Source organism: Edaphobacter modestus (genome assembly GCF_004217555.1).
Classification (GTDB): Bacteria; Acidobacteriota; Terriglobia; order Terriglobales; family Acidobacteriaceae; genus Edaphobacter; species Edaphobacter modestus.
On sequence record NZ_SHKW01000001.1, the window covers coordinates 1654640 to 1680609 of the forward strand.

The following is a 25970-nucleotide window of genomic DNA, read 5'->3' on the forward strand; positions in this document are numbered from 1 at the left end:
TTGAAGCGCTGTGGGGCGGCGCTTCGGATACAGCGACTTGAAGGAAGCCGCTGGCAGTTGGGTTGCTATGGGATTTGAATGGTGCTGCGCGGAGGCCGAGGGCATCGGAGGTCGGTGGTGCGTGGTGCGGATGCGGATTGTGGGAAGAGTTCGCGGGGGCAAAGCTTCTGGATGAGGCAGCAGACAGCGGGTGAAGCGGTGGTCTCGAGTGCGGTTGGAGCGAGATGCGACACAGGGACTCTGTGCGTGCCGGAGCAGGTAAGCAGGTCGAGGTTGGAACTGTGGGTTCATGCGGCACACTCGCGGGACAGCGGAGGAGAGCGAAGCAGGAGTTGAGCTGCGGAGAGGTGTTCGACGACGTGCATGGTTCCGCCGCAGACAGGGCAGTTCCAGAGCGATGCGGAGCTCCTATGGGTTGAAGTCTGCGCTGCATTTATCTGTCGGGGCGGTCCAGTGCTGTGGAACAGGTGGAAGCAGAGCGGCAGCAACGTAGCGCGGTACCGGTTGGTGAGGAAGCCGAAGTTGCGGATGCGCACGAAGCCGCGCGGGAGCAGGTGGAGGAGGAAGCGGCGCAGGAACTCATCGACGGGCAGGATCATGAGCCGCTTCTTGTTGGCGTGAGCGGAATCTCTCCAGCGGAAGGTGACGTTGCCGTTGGCGAGGGCAACGAGTCTGTGGTTGGAGATGGCGATGCGGTGGGTGTAGGCACTGAGATAGCGCAGTGCGTGTTCCGGCCCGCCGAAGGGGCGCTTGGCGTAGACGACCCAGTCGTGGCGGAACAGGAGTCTGAGCCAGGAGGTAAAGGTCCCCTGTGCTGCGAGTGGTGCGAGGTTGCCGTAGAACTGGAGTGTGCCTGTATGGAAGGCGCTCTTGAGTCCGGCGACGAACTTGCCGCGGAACACGCGGCTGAGCACCTTGATGGGGAGAAAGAAGGAGCGGCGGGAGGAGATCCAGCGGGAGTGGTCTGGAGCGAGGCCGCCGGCGGCGAGCACGCAGTGGACATGGGGATGATGTTGCAGGCGCTGGTCCCAGGTATGGAGCACGCTGAAGAAGCCGATCTCGGCGCCGAGGTGTCGGGGATCGCGAGCGATCTCGAGCAGGGTCGCGGCGCTGGAGTGGAACAGCAGGTTATAAATCAGCCGCTTGTTCTGCAGAGCAAGCGGGGCCAGTTCGCGCGGGAGGGTGAAGACAACATGCACGTAGCGGGTAGGGAGAAGCTCGCGTTGGCGGGCTTCGAGCCAGCGCACACGGGCGTTGCCCTGGCATCCGGGGCAATGCCGATTACGGCACGAATAGTAGGAGATGGCGGAATGTCCGCAGCTGGAGCACTGATCGCGATGCCCGCCCAGCGCAGCGGTGCGGCAACGGGTGATGGCCAGCAACACCTTCTGATGTTGCCAGCTGATCCACCGGCGACTGCGCTTTATGAAGTCGTCACCGGCACAGTGAACGATGTCGGCCATCTCCAGCGAAGGTCGGTTCATGCGCTGAGAGATACCCCTGCCACTTAACTTAGCGCAGCGCCATCAAGGCTGGCTCAACCACACGCGCATGCGTCCGCCGCTCTCAAAGCGGCTTCGTTCAAGTCGGCTTGTGGGAAGTAAAGTGCGCTGAAGATTCAAAGCAGTTTCGCTTTATGGGGCCATACAAGAAGGAGATTGCAGCTTATGGGGGTGAGCTAATTTCAGCTTACCCGAGGCGGCATGGCGACCCCAGTCGGAGAAACAGGCAGTAAGGTGCCCGTCACTCGGGAGTGACCGTCACCTCTTGAAGGCGACCTATTGGTACTAACCGGCGAAAAGGACCTCGGTGTTGCTCTTCAGATTGCCAAAGTGGACTTTGTTAGATCAGCGCAGAGACTCAGGTATGCACCCGCCTAAGGTTGGAGCGAAAAGGATTTCTCCAAATCAGGCCCTCATCGCCAGCTTTACCCCGTCCGTCGCGCACACCATCTTCCTCTCCTGCAGGTTCTACCTAGCATATTGATCGCGCCCAGTCGGCAGTACCCCAGGACAATAATACGATCACCGTTGCGGCGATTCGCCCCGCGGAGGCTGGAACGCTCTGCGGATCGCGTTTGTTAGATCCCCTTCCACTGCACCGATCGAGCACGTCGTGCCTTGCGTCCGATGAGCTCCGTAGATGTCCCGTCCGTCCACCGGCGGCGACAGGCAGATCGCCTTGTCCCCCGCACTACCCGCAGGGCTGAAAGGCCGGAATGGCGTGAAGTACAGTCCAAGCAGGGGCGGCACCGAGGCGATCGTCGCCCCGCACGACTTGCCCGGAAATTGAATATTGTGCCCCAGATCCTTATAGATCCGGTTCGCATCCCCACCCGAACATCCACCAGTAAAACCACCCTCGATAATCGTATTCACAAACGAGATCGCAGACGCTCCCGAGCAATTCTGTCCCTGCTGAACCGGTCGATTTCCATTCGACACAATACTCGTATTCACAAACGTCATCTGCGTCCCAAAGAATGCTCCCGCATTCGCTGCCACATTGCTCGCGAAGATCGTATTCGTTACCTGTCCACCGGTAGCCGGCATGCAGAACGACTCGATCGCCCCGCCCGTCTGGCTCGATCGGTTCCTGAGGAACAGACTCCGACTCACCTTCAGCGGCGATTGCCGCACATACATCGCCCCTCCCGCAGTCGTCGCCACATTCCCCACAAACGCCCCAACCCCGATCTCCACTCGTCCAGCTTCCCCCGCCGAGATAGCCCCGCCCGCTGCCCCGGCGATGTTCCGCTCGAACCGCCCGTTGTTCACCCGCAGCGCACTTCCCCCCGCCAGATCGCCGATACTGGCAATCGCTCCCCCACTCCGAACCGCCTGGTTATCCCGGAACTGCACCGCCCGCATCGTCACCTCCGATCTCACTCCCAGATACATCGCGCCCCCATCGCGCCCCGCGTGGTTCCGCTCGAACTGTGTGTTCTCCACCGTCAGTTTGCACCGCGACGTAAACGCCCCACCATCCTCCGCAACCCTGTTGTCGGCGAACCATGAACCCGCAATCGCCACCTCGCATCCCTTCGCCGCAGTGCCCCCAAAATTCGACCCACCGTTGCGGAAGAACTGCGTATCGCTGATCTGCGTCCGCGTCGCCGGCCCCGTCCCAATCACCTGCCCCACATTGTCCGTGAACCGCGTCCCGTTCGACACCACCAGTGTCCCCTCGGACACAACCACCACAGGTCCAACATTCTCCGCAAACCACGCACCCCGAACCTCAAGCGAGCCCGCGATCACCCAAACCGGCTTCTGCGACTTGGAGATGATCGTCCCCTCCAGCAACGACACGTTCCCCTCCCCCGAGATCACCCCTCCCGGCAAGCCCGACGAACCAACTCCACCCCCCTCGATCCGTATCCGCTTGAACGACACCTTCGGCGACCGTCCCGAACCCATCCCGAACATCCGGTTCCCCTTCCCGTCCAGCGTAATCGCACCACCTCCATCGATCGCCGCATCCTTCAGCAGCGCATGGCTGCCGGTGAACGCAATCACTCCCGAACATACAAACTCGATCCGTCCGCCCACGGCCAGCGCCTCGGTCAGATCCACCCGCGGATCCCCTGGCACCGAATCCTTGCCACACACGGTCACCGTCGCATCCGCATAAGCGTCCCGCGCAGAGCCAGCGAGCAGAATCACCAGCATCGGCCACAAAAGCAGCATCCTCATGGCAACACCGCCGTATCGAACCGCGGGTCGTCCCACCGCTGAAAGTCGAGCTTGACCTTCCGCTTCGCCGCGGCACTCGTAATCTCGATCACGCCATTGCCGCCCGACTGAATCGGCACGGCATTGCCGCTCGACTGAATCGGCGCCACCCCAAGCGCCCCGGGCGCTGACCCCGCAAACGTCCAGTCCTCCCGCGCAGGCTGGACCACCGAGTCCACCTTGTCCACCTGCTCGCACGAAAACTCAATCCGCTGCCCCGGCGATCCACGCGCCGAAACATACACCCCAGCGCAGCCGCCCGAGAGATGCATCGGTTCTCCCGGCCCCGGATTCCGCGCCAACACCCGGCTCCGAAACTCCTCAAAGCTCATCGTCGATCCATCCACAATCTCGAAGAAGCCGAAGCTGTCCACACTTCCCCAGTCCGACACATCGATCGCCGGCCCCCGCTTGAAGTACAGAGCCATCCAGAACACCGGCCCCGCCTTGTATCCCGGGCAAGCATCCGAGTCCGATCGGATGAAGTACCAGTTGCTCCGCGCATCGAAGATCATGCATGGCGTCCCCATATCCGCCGGAATCACCAGGTTCACCCCACATGCAAACCCATCCCACACGCATAGATTGTGGTCGTACGACGCATCCGTAGGCTCCATCACCGGTCGGCGCCCCTCGAACCGAAGAAAGCGGTCGAGCGTCGAACGCCGCGTCTCCTCCGCCCGCGGAATCGCAGGTTTATCGTTCCCAAACCCCGGCTTGATATCCGGAGCACCCGCCAGCATCAGCGTCGTCGGCACCGCCGCCCCCAGGTCGTCTTTCTTGAACATCTCGTCGATGAAGTCCACGGTTGCATTCTTCGCGATCCCCGTTGTATGCCCGCCTGCCGTAATCGTAAAGCTCTCCCCACTCGACACAATCTCCCATCCAGAGTGGTGGATCCGCTGGTGCACCAGTGCCGTCGTCCGCTCCATCGCCAGCGAGTACGTCGCCTCATCCGGACGATAGCCCGACGTCGCATAGTAGATCGCCTGCGCAGGATACCCCGCCGTCGTCGCCGCATACGGATTCCCCGCGAAGCTCGGTAGATTCAGCGAGTCTCCAAAGAAGTACAGCCCCACCGCATGCAGATGATCCGACCCCAAGATCAGGTCGAACAGTCCATTCGTCGGGGAGCCCTTGCTCTTGTCCCGCCACACCGCGTCCACATACTCCATAGCCTCCCGTTTGCGCCGATACGGCGCAAGCCGCCTCCCCTCGCTGCTCGTCACCGCATACTTCGCAATCGAATACTCCAAAATCGCACGTGCCCCCGTCTGAATATCAGGGTCCGTCGCAAACTCCGCCAGGTTGCCTATCGATACCATCGTGTACCGCGCATACGGCCTGCTGTTGTACTCGATAAAGTCATGCTGCGATATCCGCTGTAGCTCCTTCAGAATCCACTCCCGCAGATCCGCTTGGTCACCCGAGTAGCCCGTCGATCCATGCGTGATCAGGTACTGGTTGTTCAGGTATTTCGTCGAATTGATCATCCATAGGTGATTTTCCGACTCCGGAATCGTGAAGAACAGCGATCCCACAGCTGCCACCGCGACCAGCCCCGCAACCCCCGACAACACCGCTGCCGCGGCCGCCGGGCCCCCCCCCATCATCGCGGCAAAAAACGGCACCACGAAGAATAAAAAGTAGACCAATAAGAGCAACAGCAGAATCCACCCGAAATCCTCCGCGATGCCCCCAAGGTCATCCAGAAATCCGTCCACTCCATCGCGATCATCTGAACGCTCCTGCGGATCGCCAACGCTCTGCTCTTCATTCCCGCACTCCCAAAGGTGATACCGCTCCTGCGCCGGCCCTCCATCGATGTCGATCAGCCGGTCGTTCAGTTTCTTACGCGCCTCATCGCTCAACACCGGCACCCGCCGATCCAGCTCCGCCACCCGGATCAGTACCTTCAGCGTTGAGTCCCAGTCCCCTTCCGTCGTCCCACCCGTCCAGTAGTTGCACGGCAGGCCATTTGTGCCCACCTGCTTGGCTTGGCGTTCAATCCGCAGCAGAGCCGCATCCACCTCCGCCACAAGACACTTCTCCGTAATCTGAAACGTCAAGCCCGCCGTCCCTTCAGGAGCCCCCACGCGCGGTTTCGGCAGGATCCTGATCTCCTGCGTCCCGGTATCCCTGCACTCCGGAGGCAGCCGCACGATCATCTCGACCCGTAGCGGAAGCGTAAAAGTGGCCAGCGCCGTCCACACAGGTTTCGTCAGAAAATCCTTCTCCGCCGCCGCCCGCACCGTGTCGTCACCCGACGCGCACTTCGCGTCAAACCACTTGCAGATCTGCCCCGGCGTAATGTCGCTCGTAAACTCGCACACATCCATATGAGACGTCGTCGACGTCACCTGCTGCCGATGCCGCTGGATCCATGCCAGCTTCCCCAGCACCTCCGCCGCGATATCTTCATTGTTCGCCGACCCCTGGAACAGGGACACAAAGTCCAGCTCCATACCGCACGCCATCGCCGTAATCACCGCGTCCTGGCGATCCGGAAGCGTTGCAATCGCCTCCGCCACCGACGTCGGCGCCGCCTTCATCGGCATCTGGTACTGACCTTGAGCCACATCGCCCCATGCCACCGGCCCACCCAGCCCGCACACCAGCAACACACACACACGCACCAACCAGCCAACCGCCCTGGCCCCATCCCCCGCGACGGTTCCCCAGCGGCGCATCGTACGCATAGGTGACTCTTGGCGGGAAGCTTATCACCTTGCGGACGATTTCGCTGAAGAACTGAAGCGTACCGGGGCTAATTCTGCTCCGGCGAAGCCATGGACACCGTAAACTTCACCACGTCTTCGCTCGTATGATCTCGCCATCCGACCTTTCAATTATTCCCGGCGCCATAATCAATCGAGTGAAAAACGCATCTCGTATTTCACTTCCGGTCGAGTAGCCCCGGGGAATTTCAACCCCGAGGCCCTCACAGAACCGTGCGTGAACCTCTCGATTCACACGGCTCTTCATAGCTGAGGCTTGTCTCTTGCGAGATCAAACCGTCTCTGGAGGTAGAGGCTCCTCCTGGTTGCCTAGTTGGCCAAGCTCTCCGTCGAGCTATGTCATCCTCTTCGCTCCCCGTCCGTTACAGACGCTTCAACGCTACTACAGGATGATCCGCCAACTTCAAGTGCATCGATATTTCCCTTTCGTGGGTCCCACTTATGGGTTTTCTCTTAGCATCACTTGAAGACTTCCCATGTTCCGCCTACCTGCCTCATTGGCAAGCTCAGGCCACCTCTCATGCCGGATGCCACTCCGCCCGTAAACAGGTTTCGTCGGAGCTTTGTCCCGCAGTAACAATCACGCCGCGGTTTTGACATCATCGAATTGCTTTCGACACTTCAACAGTGGTTCCTTTGCAGTCCTCTTCTTGCCTGATACCTGACCCGGTCAATGCCAGGCCTTTTCCTTCCGCGCTCACGACCATGGCTTTGGGGCCACAGCCGCCGAAGGTGGTTTGGAACCTGCTCCTGCAAGCAGGTTCCGAGGGGCCTCCCCTCATCGGATAAGCAGTTACGCGCTACTTGGCCTCACGGCCTTTCACGCTCATGGCGCACGATGGTCGGCAAACCGCACCTTACTCGCCCTGAACCCATAAGTTGAAACTGGTAGCCCCATAAGATGAAACTGAACCTCAAAAACTGAATTTCAGGGCGAAACAGGAATGGCCCCTTCGATCATGAAGGGGCCATTGCTCTTCCGGAATCATTATAGGAGGGTGGTTCAATTAATTCTCAACTAACGCTAATAGGCCTTACCTCTCATTGAACCAGCATAGGTCAGGCGACAGATTACTTCCGAGAAGCGCGTTTCTCATTACCAATGTTTGGTCGGTCCCGCAACCGCGCATACTGTAACGTAAGCTTGACCAGTGCAAGCGCTAGCCGGAGCAATGGTCTGGGGATGCTCAATAGTGCTTGGCGCCGGCTGACTATCAGTACCGTGTACCCATTCGATCGCTTGGTCGCCCGTCGAGACATGGGATATCTTGCTTTCATCTGCTTACATTTCAGAAGACTAGGAAGGAGGCTTCGGACATGATCGACAGCGCAGACTCTGACGGCCCAGACGACGATGATGATGATCTTGTTGCCGAGGAAGCGGCCAAAGACCACTCCGATGGTGGTGATCCCGACGAATCCACCAAAACTCCGGATTCAAGTAGCAATGAAGCGTCTGTTGGCGCCGCCGGCCTGCGCGACATGCCAACAGATCAAGACGAGCTCGGATTCGGCATCTATGTCGAATCCGTCGCGGCATTCCTTACACACAAAGACACCAAGCCACCTTTGACTATGTCCATTGAGGGGGCATGGGGATGCGGCAAATCCTCGTTTATGAGCCAATTGGCCAACGAGATTGAGAAGACGACGAAGGAGGCACCGGATTGCCCGCGAATCATCAAATTCAACGCATGGCGTCTCGATAAGGGTGAATCTCTTTGGGCAGCCTTCGCGCTCAGCGTTACCAAAGACCTGCGGAAGAAGCTGGATTTCTTCGGTCGTTTGCGGGCCGACATTAAGCTTAGGTGGCTCCGGACAGACTGGTCACGAGGGTGGTTCTCATTTGTCCGTTTTACCTTGGTCTGCCTCTTTCTGGGGTACACCGGCATCGCGATGGTTGGGTATCTGTCGTCGCATTTAACTTCGATCAACCCGTTCACGGAAGCCGTTAGGGCACCTTCGCAACCTGCAACAACTGCGAAGTCCGGGGCCACGGGCCAATCATCTTCACAAAGTCCTGGTGTGGCAAATCGGAATCCTTAAAGCCTGAGCCCCCAAAACCCGAGATCGCAAAACCAGAGCCCCAAAAGGCAGAGTCTCCAAAGCCAGAAGACGTCCTAATCAAAATCTTGTTTACAGGTTTGGGCGGCGCCGGCTACATCCTGCTGGTGGCGTGGTTACTCAAAAAGGCCACGGAGATCGTTGGCAACCCGCTTGAGATCGATTGGCAAAAGTACTCGTCGGATCCCCGTTACGACGATCGCCGCGCATTCATTCAGACGTTCCATGAGGACTTTATAAAGATCGTTGAAACATATTCCGAGGGGCGGAAGATCTTCATCTTCATCGATGATTTGGACCGATGCGAGATTCCTCGAGCAGCGGAGTTGATGCAGTCGATCAATCTGTTACTAAGCGATTCTTCTCAAATCGTCCATATCCTCGGCATTGACCGCGAGAAGATTGCTGCCGGGTTGGCCGCGAAGTATCATGTTCTTCTGCCATATCTGGACGAACGCAAGGAGATTTCACTTGGCCGCCTAGGGCTTGAGTTCGGCTTCTCTTTCCTTGAAAAGTTCATCCAAATACCTTTTCAGGTTCCTCGTCCGACGAAACGCGAAGTGAAACTCTTCTTGGACGCACTTAATGAAAACCGGCGGAAGCCCGACGAATATCCTGGTGCCTCCCCTTCTGCGGGAACCATGTTCTATGCGAAAGCCGATTCTCCCATGGTCAAGCGGATTGTAGCGGACGTTGCACCAGCGCTCGAATATAACCCGCGACGCATAAAACAATTTATCAATCAATTCCGATTGTCCGCGATCATCGCTAGTCAAACCGGATTGTTTGATCCAGGAATCGGCTTCGCGGGTTTTACGCCTGAGATTCTCGCGAAGCTTCTGGTCATAACCCTCAGATGGCCCTCCTTGATAACCGACGCCCTGTCCTCTCGAAAACTGCTATTCGCCCTCGAAGTGATGGCGATTTCGGATGACCCGGAACAGTCACTGAAAATTGGGGATTTCGAGGTTACAGGGGGGCTCGCTGAATTGTGGTTTAAAAATGATGCGCTCAAGGCTCTCCTACGTGTAGGCATCGAAATACGCACCCCGCACTCACGCGATATTGTCATACCCCGACAATCGCTTGAAAAGGTTGATTTGGTGCGATACCTGCAGGTGTCCCCTGCAATTCGATCGAAATTATCGCGTGAAGACGAAGAGAAGCCAACTGATTCGCCTCCAACAACGACTAAAACTAAAATTGTTGGCATCGGAGAAGAGTTCAAGCGGGATCCAGACTACCACCGAGGGCTTGCGGGGCTGATCAAGCAATGAACTGTGCCCAATTCTGACAAAATCCTCGCCCGCAGTTAGTTTATCGACTTCGACCTACCCGAAAATGAGGTTTGCGGTAACTTGCCGGAACTAGGAGCCGCTGCACCCTTAGTTATTGCCAAATTGCCGATGCACTCAGCGAGGGATGGATTGATACCCACAAGTCCTAGTAGCCTGTCGCAGAGAGTTCGTTACCACTCACGAGCGGCCCAGTCGAATTCGTGAGACGGGGACTGGTTCAGGTCTCCCAAGAATGACCTCTCTGACCTACTAACGTTTTCTTTGCGACAGGCCACTAGTGCTGTATCTGGAGCGCCCATTTTCTTCAGTTGGTTTGATTGAAGCGCTGTGAGGGCGCTTCGGATACAGCGACTTGAAGGAAGCCGCTGGCAGTTGGGTTGCTATGGGATTTGAATAGTGCTGCGCGGAGGCCGAGGGTATCCTCACAATCAGGTACGAATGAGCCTAAAACCACCGCTCTTGGTTGCCTTTAATCTTTTAATTCTCCTGATGGCTTTCCACCGAGCATCTTTTTTGCGCCGTCCGGCCAATTCGTCTCCATTAGATTTCCGGGACGACTCTCCCATGTAAACGTCTTACCAGCCACTTTCACAGTTCCATTTATCCAACATTGAAAAACAGTGTAACTGTCATGCACGTCTCCCGGACTGAGAAGGCGGTAGGTGCGAAATTGTTTCCGTATCTGTTCAGGGGTTAGATGATATTGCCTACAAGAATCTGCATCTATATCCCCTTGTTTCCATTGTGGCTGACCAATCGTAATGTCGGCTGATTTTGGAAGTGGATAGTGCGCCGGCTGCTGCTTTGCTCCAAGCAGGATCACACTTAAGAAAAGTAAACTACCACGTCGCATCGGCAGCCTCCCCTGCGCCTTTCCTCGATATTTGTGGGTGACGATAAATATCGGTGCGTTGTAAATGAAGCGAATCTAAAAGACCTTCGATCAGCCAATGCAACGACTGCTGCTGCTGTGTGGTGGGGGATTCGTAGTGATTGCCAAAACTGTCCAAGCTCCTTCCTACTATCTCTATTCCAATAGAATCGCTGTTGCTTGGGTAACGGTCAGGATACTTCTTGGTTTCCTCTCGCTTATCCATTGCTCGCGCATAGCTACCGTTAATCCCACCCGTAATTTTGGTAAGCGAGTGATAATACTCTTCGTCTTTCGGAACACAGGAGTGTTTCTGATAACACCTTGATAGGATTGGACCTACATGCCAACATTTTTGATGAAACGACACCGTCTGATACAGAGTTCCATCCTTGTCGATCAAAAGGTGAGCGCCGGTTCCTTTAGCGCCTGTGCGATAGCCTGCTAAAGTGCCTTTGGCGGTCGATGAATCCGTTTGATGGACCACAATCGCATCGATCAGTGTCAGCGGGCCATGCGAAATCTGAGGAATCAACTCCACTTTGATACGAGCATCACGAATGACTCCGTCGTTATCAATACTCAGCATGGATCAATTCCCCATCTTGATATCGATGTATTGCTTCTGGTCCAGAGCAGGCTGCAATTTTATGCTCAGGATATGATTGCTCCCTCCGCCTCCAGACGTGTGAAAGCCACTGATCCACCCTTGAAAACTATAGGTGCAAATGGCGTCCTCTTGATTTTCATCCTGCCAGAACTCAACCTTGATGTTTTTGATCTTGTCTCGGGTGACGACGCCCGCAAGTGAGAAGAGATTCTGCAGCGTGGCAAAAGGCATGTTCTGTGTGTCGTGAATGTCAACGACAAAGCTGATCGAACAGCGGAGTGACCCCATATGTGGTAATCCATAGCGGTCATGAAGGGCATCCATCCCAACATGGGCAGAAACAGCATTGAACTTTTGTCCGTCGATGCTAACGGTCGCGTTGGACGGTTGCGGCATTTGTGACCTCCCATTTCCAGGAGAGCTTATCAAAATCTCAAGACTTCGGTCACTGCGGGGTTCGTTACAAGCGCCGGTACACCAGTCACGAAGTACTGTTGGATTGCCCGATGTTTTGTGTCAGTGAGAAGTTAGTGTAACGCAGCTATCTTTGTCGATCGATAGTCGCAGTCGGGGGTGTGGAGAAGTGGGAAGCGCGTAGCGGTTTCCACTTCTCCATCCCCTTTGTTGGCTGTGGTCAGCCACGCTTCTGGAGCCGGTGGTCTATAACCCAGCGAGGAGTGCGGTCTGACGGTGTTGTAGTGGATGCGCCAGCGTTCGGCCAGCACACGCAGCTCCTTGATCGAGTAGAAGAGTTCTCCGTTGAGGAACTCATCCCGCAACTTGCTGTTGAACGATTCGCAGTAGCCGTTCTCCCACGGAGAACCGGGTTCGATGTACAGTGTTTTTGCGCCAGGCTCAGCGAGCCATTTGCGCAGGTCCTTCGCGACGAACTCAGGACCGTTGTCCGAGCGAAGGTGTTCCGGTATTCCTCGCGTCACCATCACGTCGGCCAGAGCACCGATCAGGGAAACGTCGGCGCTTGAACATGAACAAGGCTCCTCGGCGAGCGACTCCAGACTATGACACCCCCGTTAATGCAGCAGAGCCCCTTCCTTTCCAGTAATGGCCTTGGTCTTATGTCTGTCGGGGTGTGTTGCGGAATGAGCCGAACGCGAAGAGTGATGCCGCACATCATCCTGGTCGAGGCTCGCACCCGCCCTGAGGGCGTCCTACCACAATGGTGAAGAACGGCTAGTGGAAGGCCGCGTCCCCTAGAGGCCCGACCTTCTACCGCTGTCTTCAGCTTCCCTACGAGACCTTCATGATGTAGTTGATATTGGTGTACGGCGGATCGATACTGAAGGGTACGGTTTGTACACGGTAATTGGTACCTCCCGAGTTGAAGCCGTTCCCATCACCATCCTTGGTTACAGTACCCGGACGATAGGCACCCACATACACACTCTGCGTATCGCTGCCACCCGAGCCACCAAAGTCTCCGTTGGCTCCACGCAAAAAGCGACCTTTTAAGTTCGGGACGCCGGCCGTATTGCCGTCACACAACGCCCAGCCTTTCGGTGGAGCCGCAGTGCTGAACCACGGGAGGATGGATCCGACTGGTAGAGTATTCAGGGTCTCCGACGCTTGAACTTGGCTGATCTGGGCTTGCAGTGCGTTCATGTTGTTCTGGATTGATGAAGCCGTGACGATCGGGAACACTGAGTCCTGAGCCCAGAAGATGTTCAGAGGCCCAACGTTTGTAGAGACGACGACAGCTTTATCTGAGTAGAACTGATTGCCGTTAATCACTCCGCTCGGGTCTCGGGTACATGTGATGGAGCCATTGGCATCCGTAGAGTTGATAGTTTCCTTCGTCCCTTGGTCATACGTAACGATGCCCCCTCCGGCTCCAAAGTTGTAGCCTGTGCACTGCACTCCATTGTCGGGCTTGATGCCGTTTACAGTGATGGACTGACCTGCCGGAATGGAGAAGTTGATCACCATTGTGCTAGGTGTAAGCGTCTTATATGACAGGCTGAACTGGCCTCCTGCCGCTCTGAGGCAGTCGTTCACCGAATCGAGCCCCCTCGACAATACAAGATTTGAATAGTTGTATTGATTGTTTGATACCGCCGAAGACGACTGATATTGACTGCAGAACTGCTTGAATCTGGTCGCCTTGTCCTTACTGGCGAAGGCCGCACCTATCGGTAGCCCCTGAACAACCGCGTTTCCAGACGCGTTGATGGCATTGTCGTTCGTGCTCCCATCGGCGTAGCAGTAGTTGGAGAAAGTAGCCGAGACCGCAGCATCGTTCGTCTGGCTAACTGTGATGTTGTGAAGCGCGTTCTGAGCCATCGAGTAGCAGACGTCGACGGCATTGACTTGTGCTTCGGAGTACGTTGTGGCCAAGAGACAGAAAACTACAGTGAGAGTCGATTTACGTAGCTTTATCATTTTTTGCGGCTCCGCGAATGAAATTTGACCCGGTGGAAGATCGTTGTGCTTCCCCCTCACCGCAAGGTGAAAGAGGTTGAGACGGATTGTGAAAAGAATGCTGCAAGGATCCAGACGTAAGTTGACGCTGCCTAATTCTCTGCGTCCCATGTGAAAACGCCCATCTCCCATTTGGGAGATATTTTGTGCGACAATCGGATTTCCCTCCCTATGTGCTTGAACTTTGGCTAAGCCAACCATGAGGCGAACCAAGCCCCGGATGGCTTTTGGATGTTGCAGGTCGCTGTTCGTTTGCTGATGATTCTGTGAGGTTCGAGCCTTGGTTACTTCTGAACGCCTGTCCCGTTTACTGCTTCTGCTGTACGAGAGCGCATCGACACCCGGCCAGATGCAAATGTTTCTCGACGCCCTGGTAAAGACGATGGACGCAAAAGGTGCCGTCATCCGCGAACACGTCTTCAGCACGAAGCAGGAAGTGCGGATAGGAAAGACAACGCTTTCAGAGACCGTTGGCTACTCGGACGAAGCCTTAGCCAGATATCGGGACTACATCCACAGAAACGATATCTATCTGAAGAACGCTCTGGAGCGATACCGAGACGCAGACTGCGGCCTCAGCCAGTCCCTTGTCACCGAAGCCGAGAGAAAACAATCTGAGACATATGCCGATTACATGGTTCCGTTTGACATTGGACCGATGGCCTGGGCGAAGCTCGCCCAGAGACCCGATTGCCACGCTTCAATCAGCATTGTCCGCCGTGATGGAGCAGAGTTCTTCGACAACTACTCGCTTGAATTGCTCACCGCCCTTACGCCACATCTACGTCAGGCGCTGAAACTCTCCCGGTCACTCGCCGAGTTGCAAACAACCAACGCGGTGCTGACGGAGAGTCTTGATGGGATGCAGATTGCCATATGTCTGGTCAAACAGGACGGCTCGGTGCTTCGATCTACCGCAGGGGCAATACACCTATTTGACTTGGGAGACGGGATCTCGCTTCGGTCGGGTCGTCTTCGGACTCAGGCTCTTTCCGAACAGGTGACCCTGGATGGCATGATTGCTGGGGCCTGCCTTACCGGTGCGGGTCATGGATTCGATGGCTCAGGAAGGGTGCGTGGAAATGCGGCGGGCGGACATAAGGTACGGGCTTGGACGGCGCGGTCTGGAGGAGCGATGCTGATCTCGCGAACACCACCAGCACGTCCGTTGCAAGTGGTGGTCTACCCATTCTGTTCGGGAGTACTGGCATCAGAGTCAGAGGCGACGGCGCTGGTGCAGTTCAGTGATCCTTCGGCTATTCCCCGATCGCGTGATGCTGTCCTGCGAGCTCTATACGGCCTGACACCGGCGGAATCACGACTGGCGGATGTGCTACTGGAAGGGCTTGAGGTCCGCGAAGCTGCCGACCGGCTCGGGATCACTGTCGAGTCCACCCGTTTCAACCTGAAGCGGATTTTGGCAAAGACTGGGACTCACCGCCAAGCCGAGCTGATGCGCCTAATTCTGTCGCTGCCGGGGGTAAGAAAGGAGCCTTGAATGAGCGAAAGCCCTCAATCGAACCGCCGGAGCCTTCTGGGCATTACGAGGTAGCGCCACTGTAGCTCGGCTGCGTCACCTTCCGGGCGCATCTCCATGACTGACTGAGCGTCCTTGAATGCGAGTCGGACCCGTCCCACGCCACCTGCTTCGACGACATCCGCTCTTAGCGCTACATACTCGCCGTTGGCAACGGCTCGGCCTTCCATTCCCGCAACACGTCTACGAACCAGCTCATCACCTGGAAGAACTCGCTCAAGGTGTTCCCGACCTGCATCGATGCGAGGAGCACTACCGGATATTTATCGATGCCCTTTGTCGAAAGAGTTAGGCCTGGGATCTGGGTGAGCCGCTTCAGCCACTCTTCGCGCATTACATCTGATTCGAACGGGCCTCGCTTGCAATAGCCAAAGTTGACGATAAGCTTGCCCTGGGTGGAGATTGTCAGCGGATAGAGCTTCTGCCCTGACCACAATGACACTGCGTTAATGGTGCCGTCGATAATCCCCTTCCCGTAGGTGACGCGATCCGTATTTTGCCCCATCCAGTCCCTGATCTTTCGTGCAACCGTCACTGCTTCGGGATGACGGATGGTGAGTTCTTCAAAGAAGCTTGCCTCGTCCCACTTTCTGGTCGGGGCTGCAGTTTTCAGCCCTCGTGTCTCTTCGGTTTGGCCGTACAGTGTCGGGACGATCGTTCGCAGACCGTTATCTCCCAGGAACTGCCTTAGCTCGAGTGCCAGGACCTCCGCTGGGTTCATCTGACGGTTCAGAAACTCAACGACCCTCTTCAGCTCCCTCGGGATATCATCCGCCACAAACAGAAGCCGGATCTTCTGCGCCTCAATGTTCGTCTTCACCTGCATCCAGAACTTCTCGACGTCTATCTCCTGGCCGAGGCGCTGCTGCAGTTCCTGGTCTGGCTCGACCTTGTTGCGTTGGCAGTTCTCTTCGAATTTTCCGCGTATAACTTCGATCTTCAGATTGACGACCGCGTTCGCGGCATAGTCCAACATCTGTCCTACGACCTCTCGCCTTATGCGGCTGTCAGTCTGCCGTTTTACTTCCACAATCGTGGGGATTCCGTCCTGATCGAGGAACAGGTGATCCGCGGACCACCAACCTGGCCCATCGGTCTCGGCTGGAATACCGATCTCGCGCGTCACGAGAAGCCAGCGGCGGGGCTCTTCAGGATCGATCAGTTCACCTGCTAAGAGTTCAGGGTGTTCTTCGAGTAGGCGCTGAAAGTCCTCTTCTAGCGCAAACAGTGAGGGCTTCATAGCGGTCAGCGATCCGTCTTCCTGCAATACAAACATCAGGGGCCTTTCAGTTCGTTAAGGTTAGGTGCCGTCCGACTAGGTTCCGCGCTCAGTCAGCTTGTGCTTCTCGCGGTGCCGCTTCAACTGGCTGTCATGCTGCGGTGTCAGTCTTTCCAGAACTGGGCTGGTGTTAAGGCCCAAGGCTTCGGCTGCATGAGAGCTGAGAGAACTCGACACGATCGGTACTCCCTCTTGTGTAAAGCTGACCAGTCCCGCGTCGAAGGCGGCGTCCCACAGCGAGGAGAGGAGCAGACCGTTGTAGACGTTCAGGCGCAGGGCATCGTTCTCGCATTCGGCCCACGGGACGATGTGCGAGGCGCGGAGTAGCGCGGGGTCGGTGATGCCGGTGAGCGGGCACGTGCCATTCCAGTACTCCATCAGGGCCTGGCGGAAGATGTCCTGGCCGACGCGGGCGATGACGACACGGTCGGCTTCGGTCTCGCGGGGCAGTGCTTCGGTTTGCCCTTCAAAGGATTGCAGCGGGAGCTGCGGCAGGCTGACGCTGAGCTGGTAGGTGCGGGCGATGGCGCGATGGAGCTCAGTGAGGTTCAGGAAGACTTGCGTTGAGGCGCCAGGACCGGGAAGTGTCGATGGTCCAAACTCGCGGGCAACACCAGCGTGTTGGACTGAGATTAGCCATGGGGCGGAGAGCGAATGTGCGATGAAGATGTCGCCGGGGGCGGTAGTGGAGGCGAAGCGTACCCACGCCAACACGCTCGCTGAGTACGTCGAGGCCGTCGCCAACCAGGTCCGCACCGACATGATCATTTTCGACGATGAGGTCGAGGACCGCACCCTGCGCCCCGGCTTGCTCGACGCCACCGGTGACTTCGTCATCGACACGTCCGCGATCAACTAGTCGAGCAGCTGAACTACAACCTGCTGTTCCGCTGGTTCGTCGGCCTGGGCATGGACGACGCGGTGTGGAACCATGCCGTGTTTTCCAAGAACCGCGACCGGCTGCTGACGTCGGACGTGGCGCAGCGGTTCTTCGCCGAGGTGAACGTGCTGGCGAAGCGCTTCATGAGTGACGAGCACTTCACCGTGGACGGCACGCTGATCCAGGCCTGGGCATCGCAGAAGAGCTTCCGGCCGAAGGATGGCTCCGATGATGGCGACGGCACTAACTTCCGTGGGCAGAAGAGGTCGAACGAGACCCATCAATCGACTACCGATCCGGAGGCGCGGCTCTACAAGAAGAGCTATGGCAAGGAGTCGAAGCTCGCGTACCTGGGCCATGCGCTGGTGGAGAACCGCAACGGCCTGATCGCCGCCGCGATGGCGACCCAGGCCGACGGCCATGCCGAGCGCGACGCAGCCCTGCTGATGCTCGACGAGCGGCAGAAGAACAGCTCGCGGCGCATCACGGTTGGTGCCGACAAGGCCTACGACGCGAAGGACTTCATCGCCGGAGCCCGCGCCCTCAACGTCACCGCACATGTGCAGAAGAACGACAAGGGACGCCGCTCGAACCTCGATGGCAGGACCACCCGGCACGCCGGCTATGCGCTCAGCCTCAGCCGCCGCTGGCTCGTGGAGAAGACATTTGGCTGGTTGAAGCAGACCGGTCCGCTCGACCAGCTGAAGGTGCGAGGACTCGCCAAGGTCGACTGGATCTTCGTCTTCAGCTGCGCCGCACATAACCTGCTGCGTCTGCCAAGGCTCATCCAAAGCCATACTCAGCAGGACCCACAGCAGCAGTGCGCCTGAAGGCCGGTTGAGTCTTCAACCCGGCAAGAAAACATGCCGCAGAATCCGCCAGCCAGCCGTCATAAACAACCCAACTCCCCTGCATCAACCCAAAACCTCATCAGTAAAGGAGTCAGCTCTAGCTATTTCAACAAGCTCCTAGGTGCCTACCGTGACTTTCTGAGCATGGCAGTTCCTGACTTATCCGGCCACAGGGAAACATATTCCCCGGTGGCTTTACGGAATTCATCAATGGCCCGAGTGGCACCGCTCCAAGTGCCAGAGGAGTAATCGTGAAGAATCAACATTCCACCTCTGGTGGTACGGGGATAGAAAAACTCCAAGGCGGCCTTCATTGGCGCATAGAGGTCGCAATCGATGTGGACGAGAGCAAACCTGGAGGCCTGAACTTCAGGAGTGATCGAGTCGGGGAAATATCCAGGGACGTATACGGTCGTGGAGTTGTGGCCCACCGTTGCTCTCACATAGTCGATAGAAGTATCCGCGAAATAACCGGGCTTAGCGCGGTGATCTCCGACTGTATCCCGTGTGTCAAAACCAGCGAAGGTGTCGAAAAGGTACAGTTTTCTTTGCGACCCTGCGGCATACGCAGCCAAAACTGCCGCGGAATTTCCTTTCCAGACGCCCAACTCCGCAAAGTCGCCGTCGATTGCTTCGTTTTGAAGCTGACGCAAATTCAGTAAAAGCCCCATAAATCTGGGCGCATCGCCGTTGTTGTTTATCTTATTGCCGCGGATCCAACGACGATACAGATCGTCCCGGTCAGGAAATGAGTGAATTGAATCTGGATAATAAGCGGTGAAGTGAGGAAGAACACCATTAGGCGACCACCGAGTTAAGCCGAAGCGTGCTTTCGAGATGCAAGACCTTTGAAGATTAAGGATGTGCCACTTTACAGAGGCGGCTAATTCCGGGGGAGACTTCCTCATCAATCGGACGAGCTTGTTTGTAGCGTGTGGCATTTCCTTTCCTCGTATTGAGATTAGGTTCCACGATCACGTGCCGATTTCGCCCACGACTCGCGCTCAGGCTTCAGCAATTATAGAGAATCGATCCAAGGTTTGCCTGAGATCTACACATGCGGCGACAGACTTCTTCACTGAAGCACAAACAGCAGTAGTTTGTGCAAAGGCCATGAGATGAGAGCGCGGATGAGGAAATGGATGCGGTGATATGCTCTCGGTGTCGGAGGATGGAGCGATGCCTCTCCCCGCCACCCTATTTCTGCTATTCATCTCTCTTTCCCTACAACAAGCAACGCAGCCACTCCCAGAAGCACCCGCGCCGCAGGCACAGGCTCCGAAGCCCAACCCCGATGCCAACGGCGTCTATCACTTCGAGAAGGGAGTCGTCTCTATTCCCGAACTCGCCTATTCGGTCCAAGCAGAGTTACCGGAGAAAGCACGCAAACATCGGCTATCGGGTTCCACCAGGGTTCGCATCGTTTGTCGACACCGATGGACACGTACGCGATGCTGAGGTGATCCGCTCTGCGGCAGAACGCTACAAAGAGAAGAAGGACCGCGAGGCGGCAGTTCTTTTCGACCAACCGTCACTTGAGGCCGCGAAGCAATATCGCTTCAAACCAGGCACGTTTCGAGGCAAACCAGTCCCAGTCGAGATGGAGACCGAGGCCGAATTCATGATGTATTAGGATGTGGCGGCCTAAAGCAAAAACAACAGTAGTTTGTACCGTCTATATGGCTGTGAAGGCGAAAGCTAACAAGGAAGCGCGGCTATTCCTTGAAATCCCTGAGTATTTGGAATTTCGTGACGTGGTTCTCTTGCGATCCCGACGATAGGATGCATATTAATTTGTATCAACAACTTGCAGTTAGATATAAATCCCTCACTCTTCCAGATTCGCCTTCAAACTGAAGCTTGCCCTGTTTTACATGGCTATGGTTGCTACGTAGCTAAGGGAACTCCTTCACTCGTTAAGTAATCCACATTATTTTCGCCTATTATTCGCCCATGGGGTGCGAGCGGCACACCGCGACTGACAAATGGCCGGCAGGCAAAATCCATTGCACCGGCCGTAAGAACTGCGCCCCACAACAGCGCCTTCCACTTCAATTAAGACTGCAGGATGGGCAGAAGCTATAGAAACTGGGAGAGCGAGGCCATTGCTTAACAGATGTTGCGGCGAGGAAGGCGTTGCAGGCTGGAATAAGAGGCGACATGAAGGGTTGTTCTTAAAGCTGACAGACGATCTGTACCAGAAACTCCAGAGGAGATGACGACTCGTGACCACTACTTACAAACTCATTGCCATGCCGTTCCTGCTTTGCGAGGGAGAGTTCAAAGGATACCTAGAGACTGTTACATTCATTGCAACCGCCGAACACGCCACGCACAAGTGGTGGACAGTAAATGTCGGTACCTATGAGAGCGACTTTAGCAAGATCGTGTCACCCGAATTGGCGCGGCACGTGGTCGGGAAGCTGAAGGCAGGAGAGACAGTGGAGTTCCCCAACCGCTACGAGTTGGAAGAGGTGAAGGACAGGTTCGGTGGGAGCTGGAAGGATTAGATTCGATGGCTCGACGTTATCTCATCGCGGGTGGTGCTGGAGAATAGCCGCCTGGGCCCGGAGTCAAAGCTCTGATAAGAACCCTCTCCCGGATTCGTCCAATCCTACTGCTTGCAAGTCACGCTTGGCTGACCTGCCATTCTCTGTGATGTGAGTGTAGGTGCGCTGTCTCCGGGAACCAACCAGGTGAAATCGTCGGAGACATATTTTGCACCTGCAGTCGAAGAGACTCGGGAAAGCGTCATTGACTTCTTATCGGCGAGAGGAATGATCGCAACATTCCTGGTCTCGTCTTTGAGATATTCGATCAAGAATGACTTTTTGCTGAGGCCCATCTTTGTGCCTTCAATATCACATTGATATCGCGCAACATTCTTAAATGACTTTCGACTTAGCCTCTACGTGTGTCGCTATTGATCCGGCAACGAATAGCATTCCAGCAACCGTGACTGCTCGTCTCCTCATCACCATAGCCGGCCTCTCTCGGCACAAATCTTATACTCCAGGTGCCGCGAAATGTCCTGCGCTTTATTAGTGTTCGATCCGATCGAAGGCTAAAGGGGTTGAGAAAGGAGACCATCAGCTTGCAGTTGCTCAGACAGATCCGAGAAAAATACTGCTCCAGGAAGCATCCAGATAGAGCCAGCGTTGCGTAGCAAACCAGCTCGTAGGAAGCTCCGGGACATGAAGCAACCCATGCCCGCCAGAGCAGATGAGCTCCGTCCCGTTCCAGCCCAGGAAGTTTCGGGAGGGCTCGCCCACACGGGCTGGACTCGTCAGAGTATTCAGGCAAACCGGGCAACGACGCCTCTGGTCTTTCAGAATCCACCGGAAGCCGAAGAGTGCCATCAGAAAAGATAGGACGAGCTGAATATATTGCGCGGTTACAAGGCTGACGGCAAAGGCGTGGGCGAAGTCAAGCGAAGTGAAGTAAACGGCTGGCAGCAGAAGAACGAACTTGACCCCAAGAAACACCCAGCGCCGCAAACGAAGCAACCATGACATCTGGCTTCCCTGTACCGGATACTCTCCAAGCGGAAGAGAGGTCGTTGCGGGCAAAGCGAGGAGCGCCAGTAAAACCGCAAAGATGTAAATGTGTGTAGGCGCGCCCTCTCTCTCCGGCAAGGTCACGCACTCGTAGTCTCCAGGATCTCCATCGGTCTGAGGAGCGACCATGTGCCATCTCCCGCCAAGATCTCTGTTCGAAGCAGACACAGAGAGGCGACCGAGAACAAATCCTCGAGCGCTGTTGGAGATTGTCGTTGCCGTCTCCGGCTCCAGCAACCAGGCGTCGAAGACTCCCGGGAGCCGCCATTGATCTTTCGCGACCACGCCGCCGAGTTTTGCCTTGTGGAGACCAATCTCGACAGTACTTCCAATAAGGTTAGGATCGCCGTGGAACTCCTTTCGCCAGACATTCTCGCTCACCAGGAGCACTGGCATACTCTGATGCTCCATGGCGGCAATGGCAGGGCGGATTCCCAGGAGGGAAAATAGATTCGGCGTGGCCTTCGCGATACGCAACTCAGGCGTGTAATGCGAGGAGAGACGAATCGGTCGCGTAATGGGCTGATAAAACGCAAACTCAGAAAAAATCTGGCGGGTACGGCTTTGCCAAAGGCGCAGCTCGCGCATGCGCACAGAGGGAAGCTCCGGCGAAGAAAAACCTGCCGACGCAATCAGGACAATGTGTCCCGGATCTGCGTAGGGTAGAGATTCCATGACGGATCGAACGCGTGGCAGCAACAGGGACGCAATACAACTCACGCAGGTAATCAGAAATAGCGCCGCAGCACAGCGCATTGCGGACTGCGAGGTGCGGACGAAGGGCTGGGGTGCCGGCCTGCTGTCACGGCGCAAATACCACGCATCCTGAAATGCTCCCATGCAGAAATTCGCCGCTCTTTTCTCGGATGCGAGAACGGAGTCGGGCTCCTGGGAGTCCGCACGCGAAACATACCACAGCTCAGATCGCCACTCCTGCAACCAGACATTCCTTTGATCGCAGGGCACCAGAAAGCCGGCGCATCGCAGCATAGCGTGAGTGATGAGGGACCAGTGCGCGCGCAGTGTGCTCATACCTTCTCCCGCTCCGCAGAGGCAAAAAGCTTCGCCAGCAATGGATATCGCTTTTGAGATGCTTCAAGGGTGGCCCGGCCTGCCTTGGTCAGGTGGTAATACTTTCTCGGCGGTCGAAGCTCTTTGTCGGCAATCGACTGCTTTTCCCACTCTGACCGAATCAGATCGTCACGTTCGAGCCGGCGCATGGCAGGGTATACGGTTCCGCTGGGTAGCCCCGTCGTCTCCATCACACTGAAACCGTAGATTGACCCCGCGTGGATCGCGTGGAGAATCATCGCGGCTGTGTGGGAGAGTTTCACCTCGCCTGGCATGCGCGAAATTCTACCTATGTAGCACACTACTTGACAAGGCTAAGAGTAGTTTGCTACATAGGGTTCGAGGAAAACCGCATGCTCGAAGTACAGAATCTCTCCAAGCGCTATCGTGGTATCCCGGCCGTCGAGGACGTCAGCTTTCGCGTGCGCCCGGGCGAGATCGTCGGCTATCTCGGGCCGAACGGCTCCGGAAAGTCCACCACGGTCAAGATCATTACCGGCATCCTTGAACCCAGCAGCGGACATGTCTTGTTTGAGGGCCGCGATATTCAGGAGAATCTGACTGGGTTCCGCGCTGCCCTTGGCTACGTTCCCGAGGAAGCTCACGTCTACACGCATCTGTCGGGACTCGAATACCTGCAACTGGTTGGGCGTCTGCGCGGCATCGAGGAGCGTCCGCTCGAAGAACGAGCGAATCGCCTTCTCGAACTCTTATGGCTGCGGTCTTCGCGACACTCCCCAATCTCCTCTTACTCGAAGGGAATGAAGCAGCGCGTTCTGTTGGCTGCGGCGCTGATGCACAACCCGAGGCTGCTGATCTTTGACGAGCCGCTCTCGGGACTGGATGTGGTTTCAGCTCGTCTTTTTAAAGACCTCCTTTGTGAACTTGCGAGCGAGGGCAAGGCCATTCTCTACATCTCTCACGTGCTCGAGGTCGTGGAACAGGTGTGCGATCGTGTCATTGTTCTTTCGCAGGGAAAGATTCTGGCGGATGCGGCTCCTTCAGAGCTGACGTCTCTTATGAAGCTAAGCACTCTTGAAAATGTCTTTGCACAGCTTGTCCAGCAGCAGGATACGAAGGCGATCGCAAGTGAGCTGGTCAATACGATTCGGGGGAACGCATGATTCGTCTTAGCCTTATCCTGCGTGGGCCGGAGCAGAGCGTGCGGTCGCTGGCGGTGCAGGCACAAGCGGCCACCCCGATAGAACAGCCGACCGTCTTCGAAGCATTGACGCGGCACCTGCTCGACCGACTCGTCCACAATGAGGCTCTCGGCGAGGAGATCCCTACTCGCGTTTTGCAGTTGGCCTACATGTTCGCGCTGCCGGGAGTTCTCATGGCCCTGTACCTCTTCGCTGCGTATCATCAGCCACACGCGATCGGACCTCGCCCCTTCTGGTTGCAGATCTCCGACCACTACGTCTACAGCATGTATGCCTTCGTCGTGCTGGGCGCGGTTACGGTCTTTGAATGGGACCTCCTCTTCCCTGACCTTCTCGATGTGTTTGTACTCACTTCGTTGCCCATTGGCCGCCGCCAACTGTTGTCGGCGCGCCTGCTCGCTCTTGCCATCTTCCTTACGCTGGTGCTGCTCAGTACAAATATCCTGGGAACGCTGTTCTTTCCTGCCGTCGCCGATCTTCGCGGCATGTGGTGGCGTCACGTATCGGCACACTTCGCTACCGTCGCTATGGCGGGAGCTTTCGCTGCAGCTCTCTTCATTGCTCTTCAGGGAAGTTTGCTGTGCGTGCTGGGACGAAAGCTCTTCGGCTGGATCTCACCAGCTGTGCAGGCGATCTCAATCGTGGCCCTGTTAACAATTCTCTTTCTCACGCCGCTCCTCTGCATCCACCTTAGGCCGCTTCTGGAATCAAGCAGCATCGCTGTCCGGCTCTTTCCTCCTTTCTGGTTCCTCGGTCTGTATGAGCGTTTGTTGTGGGGATCGGCGGTATTGCCCCTGTTCGTTCCTCTCGCAGCCACTGCTGTTTTGTCCACCATCGCAGCCCTTACGCTTGCCGTCCTCACCTACCCTCTTGCTTATACCCGCCGTACCCGGCAACTCGTGGAGGGAAATCCAATCTTGAAGCGTGAGTTCGGTTTCTTCGCTCTGTTCCATCCCCTGCTGCATGCGACGATCCTTCGATCTCCCCAGCAACGGGCCATCTATCACTTCATCGGCCAGACGTTACTGCGTACCTCTCGCCTTCGCTTGTATCTCTCTCTCTATGCAGGAGCAGCACTGTCCCTTGCTCTATCCAGCATCCTGCTGCTGAAGATCGGTCCAGGCCATATCCACTTCGGCCTTTCTACCTGGGGTATACGTACCGTGGTGCCGATCTTTGCGTTCCTGCTCCCCATAGGCATCAGAACCGCTCTCAATGCTCCTATCGGGATGAATGGAGGCTGGATCTTTCTCCTCATCCACGGCAAGCCGCTTCCCGAACATCTACAGGGAGTTCATCGTTGGGGCATCCTTGCGGTCGGTCTCGTGACGACATCGTCTCTATGCGTACTTCATTTCATCACGCCAGCAGCGCAACGGAGCACAACCTCTTTCGTCACCCAACTTCTACTCGGCCTCGGCCTCACCGTTCTTCTGACCGACCTCTTCTTTCTACGCTTCTATGGCATCCCGTTCACGACCACCCGCAGACCTTCCACGACCGACCTGCCAGTGAGCTTTGTACGCTACTCAGTTCTTCTGCCTCTCTTCGTTCTCTGGGTTGTCAATTGGGAACAATGGAGCGAAGTCAGTCTTCGCCATCTTGGAATAACCATCTTCCTCCTGCTCGGATCTCATGGCGCACTCCGTTCGATCGCTCATCTCTACACGCAACGAATAGAGACGGATGCATCGTTCTCGGAGAACCTCTCTGGTTCTCGACTAGGATTACAGGAATGATCCGCTTATAAATATGGCGACGCCTAAGATCCAACTCACTGGCTGTTCCAACAAATATTTCCAAGAAGCTGCTGGAGGGATTCAAGTTTATTCTGAAGGTAAATTACTGTTCGTTTATGCCAGAGCGAACGCAAATCGAGGA

General features: G+C 56.3%; 19 protein-coding genes and 3 pseudogenes. 8 read left to right on the top strand and 14 right to left on the bottom strand.

All coding sequences use genetic code 11. The features are described from left to right. Positions 1–287 precede the first annotated feature (287 nt). The 3 genes from BDD14_RS06905 to BDD14_RS06915 form a co-directional block, all read right to left on the bottom strand. The gene (locus BDD14_RS06905) at positions 288–1484 is read right to left on the bottom strand and encodes an IS91 family transposase (RefSeq protein ID WP_130417055.1); all 1197 of its coding nucleotides are present in this window, start codon (positions 1482–1484) and stop codon (positions 288–290) included. Positions 1485–2024: 540 nt separating this feature from the next. Then, a complete protein-coding gene (locus BDD14_RS06910; protein WP_130418157.1) occupies positions 2025–3695 on the bottom strand; it encodes a hypothetical protein in 1671 nt (556 codons plus the stop codon). After that, positions 3692–6433 carry a hypothetical protein gene (locus BDD14_RS06915; protein ID WP_130418158.1) on the bottom strand — a complete coding sequence of 914 codons (2742 nt, stop codon included), beginning with the start codon at positions 6431–6433 and terminating at the stop codon, positions 3692–3694. Before BDD14_RS06915 ends, BDD14_RS06910 begins: the two co-directional genes overlap by 4 nt. Before the next feature lie 1521 nt (positions 6434–7954). Between BDD14_RS06915 and BDD14_RS34360 the strand changes: the two are divergent. Together BDD14_RS34360 and BDD14_RS06925 are read left to right on the top strand one after the other, a co-directional pair. Then, a pseudogene (locus BDD14_RS34360) lies at positions 7955–8227 on the top strand (P-loop NTPase fold protein); the annotation flags it as partial. A 377-nt stretch (positions 8228–8604) separates the two neighbouring features. Next, positions 8605–9813, top strand: a complete 1209-nt coding sequence (locus BDD14_RS06925) for a P-loop NTPase fold protein (protein WP_165419958.1) — start codon at positions 8605–8607, stop codon at positions 9811–9813. Between the two features lie 490 nt (positions 9814–10303). Here BDD14_RS06925 and BDD14_RS06930 read toward each other — a convergent pair whose 3' ends face one another. The 5 genes and pseudogenes from BDD14_RS06930 to BDD14_RS06950 form a co-directional block, all read right to left on the bottom strand. After that, entirely contained in the window at positions 10304–10687 is a 384-nt protein-coding gene (locus BDD14_RS06930; protein ID WP_130418161.1) for a hypothetical protein, read from the bottom strand. Next, a complete protein-coding gene (locus BDD14_RS06935) occupies positions 10674–11294 on the bottom strand; it encodes a peptidoglycan recognition protein family protein (protein WP_130418162.1) in 621 nt (206 codons plus the stop codon). The genes BDD14_RS06930 and BDD14_RS06935 overlap by 14 nt, the downstream gene beginning before the upstream one ends. Positions 11295–11297: 3 nt before the next feature. Beyond that, the gene (locus BDD14_RS06940) at positions 11298–11711 is read right to left on the bottom strand and encodes a hypothetical protein (RefSeq protein WP_130418163.1); all 414 of its coding nucleotides are present in this window, start codon (positions 11709–11711) and stop codon (positions 11298–11300) included. A 131-nt stretch (positions 11712–11842) separates the two neighbouring features. Beyond that, positions 11843–12280, bottom strand: a pseudogene (locus BDD14_RS06945) (integrase core domain-containing protein); the annotation flags it as partial. Positions 12281–12563: 283 nt separating this feature from the next. Further along, the gene (locus tag BDD14_RS06950) at positions 12564–13712 is read right to left on the bottom strand and encodes a phage tail protein (protein WP_130418164.1); all 1149 of its coding nucleotides are present in this window, start codon (positions 13710–13712) and stop codon (positions 12564–12566) included. 319 nt (positions 13713–14031) lie between these two features. On the opposite strand from BDD14_RS06950, the gene BDD14_RS06955 reads away from it, so the two are divergent. After that, positions 14032–15249, top strand: coding sequence for a helix-turn-helix transcriptional regulator (locus BDD14_RS06955; RefSeq protein WP_130418165.1), 1218 nt, complete (start codon positions 14032–14034; stop codon positions 15247–15249). Positions 15250–15421: 172 nt separating this feature from the next. Here BDD14_RS06955 and BDD14_RS06960 read toward each other — a convergent pair whose 3' ends face one another. Both BDD14_RS06960 and BDD14_RS06965 read right to left on the bottom strand, forming a co-directional pair. Then, the gene (locus tag BDD14_RS06960) at positions 15422–16564 is read right to left on the bottom strand and encodes a PDDEXK family nuclease (RefSeq protein WP_130418166.1); all 1143 of its coding nucleotides are present in this window, start codon (positions 16562–16564) and stop codon (positions 15422–15424) included. Between the two features lie 39 nt (positions 16565–16603). Next, complete coding sequence (locus tag BDD14_RS06965) at positions 16604–17329, bottom strand: HNH endonuclease (RefSeq protein WP_165419959.1); 726 nt, start codon at positions 17327–17329, stop codon at positions 16604–16606. A 93-nt stretch (positions 17330–17422) separates the two neighbouring features. Here BDD14_RS06965 and BDD14_RS06970 point away from each other — a divergent pair. Next, a pseudogene (locus BDD14_RS06970) lies at positions 17423–18277 on the top strand (IS5 family transposase); the annotation flags it as partial. A 146-nt stretch (positions 18278–18423) separates the two neighbouring features. On the opposite strand, the gene BDD14_RS06975 reads toward BDD14_RS06970, so the two are convergent. Beyond that, positions 18424–19239: a TylF/MycF/NovP-related O-methyltransferase gene (locus BDD14_RS06975; RefSeq protein ID WP_130418168.1), complete on the bottom strand. Its 816-nt coding sequence runs from the start codon at positions 19237–19239 to the stop codon at positions 18424–18426. A gap of 353 nt (positions 19240–19592) precedes the next feature. Here BDD14_RS06975 and BDD14_RS06980 point away from each other — a divergent pair, with 353 nt between their 5' ends. Then, entirely contained in the window at positions 19593–19931 is a 339-nt protein-coding gene (locus BDD14_RS06980) for an energy transducer TonB (RefSeq protein WP_130418169.1), read from the top strand. Positions 19932–20523: 592 nt separating this feature from the next. Then, on the top strand, positions 20524–20808 hold the full coding sequence (locus BDD14_RS06985; RefSeq protein WP_130418170.1) for a hypothetical protein: 285 nt from the start codon (positions 20524–20526) through the stop codon (positions 20806–20808). 104 nt (positions 20809–20912) lie between these two features. Here BDD14_RS06985 and BDD14_RS34365 read toward each other — a convergent pair whose 3' ends face one another. The 3 genes from BDD14_RS34365 to BDD14_RS07000 form a co-directional block, all read right to left on the bottom strand. Then, entirely contained in the window at positions 20913–21143 is a 231-nt protein-coding gene (locus BDD14_RS34365) for an MliC family protein (protein ID WP_130418171.1), read from the bottom strand. A 259-nt stretch (positions 21144–21402) separates the two neighbouring features. Then, positions 21403–22887: an ADOP family protein gene (locus tag BDD14_RS06995; RefSeq protein ID WP_130418172.1), complete on the bottom strand. Its 1485-nt coding sequence runs from the start codon at positions 22885–22887 to the stop codon at positions 21403–21405. After that, on the bottom strand, positions 22884–23201 hold the full coding sequence (locus BDD14_RS07000; RefSeq protein ID WP_130418173.1) for a PadR family transcriptional regulator: 318 nt from the start codon (positions 23199–23201) through the stop codon (positions 22884–22886). The genes BDD14_RS06995 and BDD14_RS07000 overlap by 4 nt, the downstream gene beginning before the upstream one ends. 78 nt (positions 23202–23279) lie before the next feature. On the opposite strand from BDD14_RS07000, the gene BDD14_RS07005 reads away from it, so the two are divergent. Continuing rightward, entirely contained in the window at positions 23280–24050 is a 771-nt protein-coding gene (locus BDD14_RS07005; RefSeq protein WP_130418174.1) for an ABC transporter ATP-binding protein, read from the top strand. Next, complete coding sequence (locus BDD14_RS07010; RefSeq protein ID WP_130418175.1) at positions 24047–25828, top strand: hypothetical protein; 1782 nt, start codon at positions 24047–24049, stop codon at positions 25826–25828. Before BDD14_RS07005 ends, BDD14_RS07010 begins: the two co-directional genes overlap by 4 nt. Positions 25829–25970 lie beyond the last annotated feature (142 nt).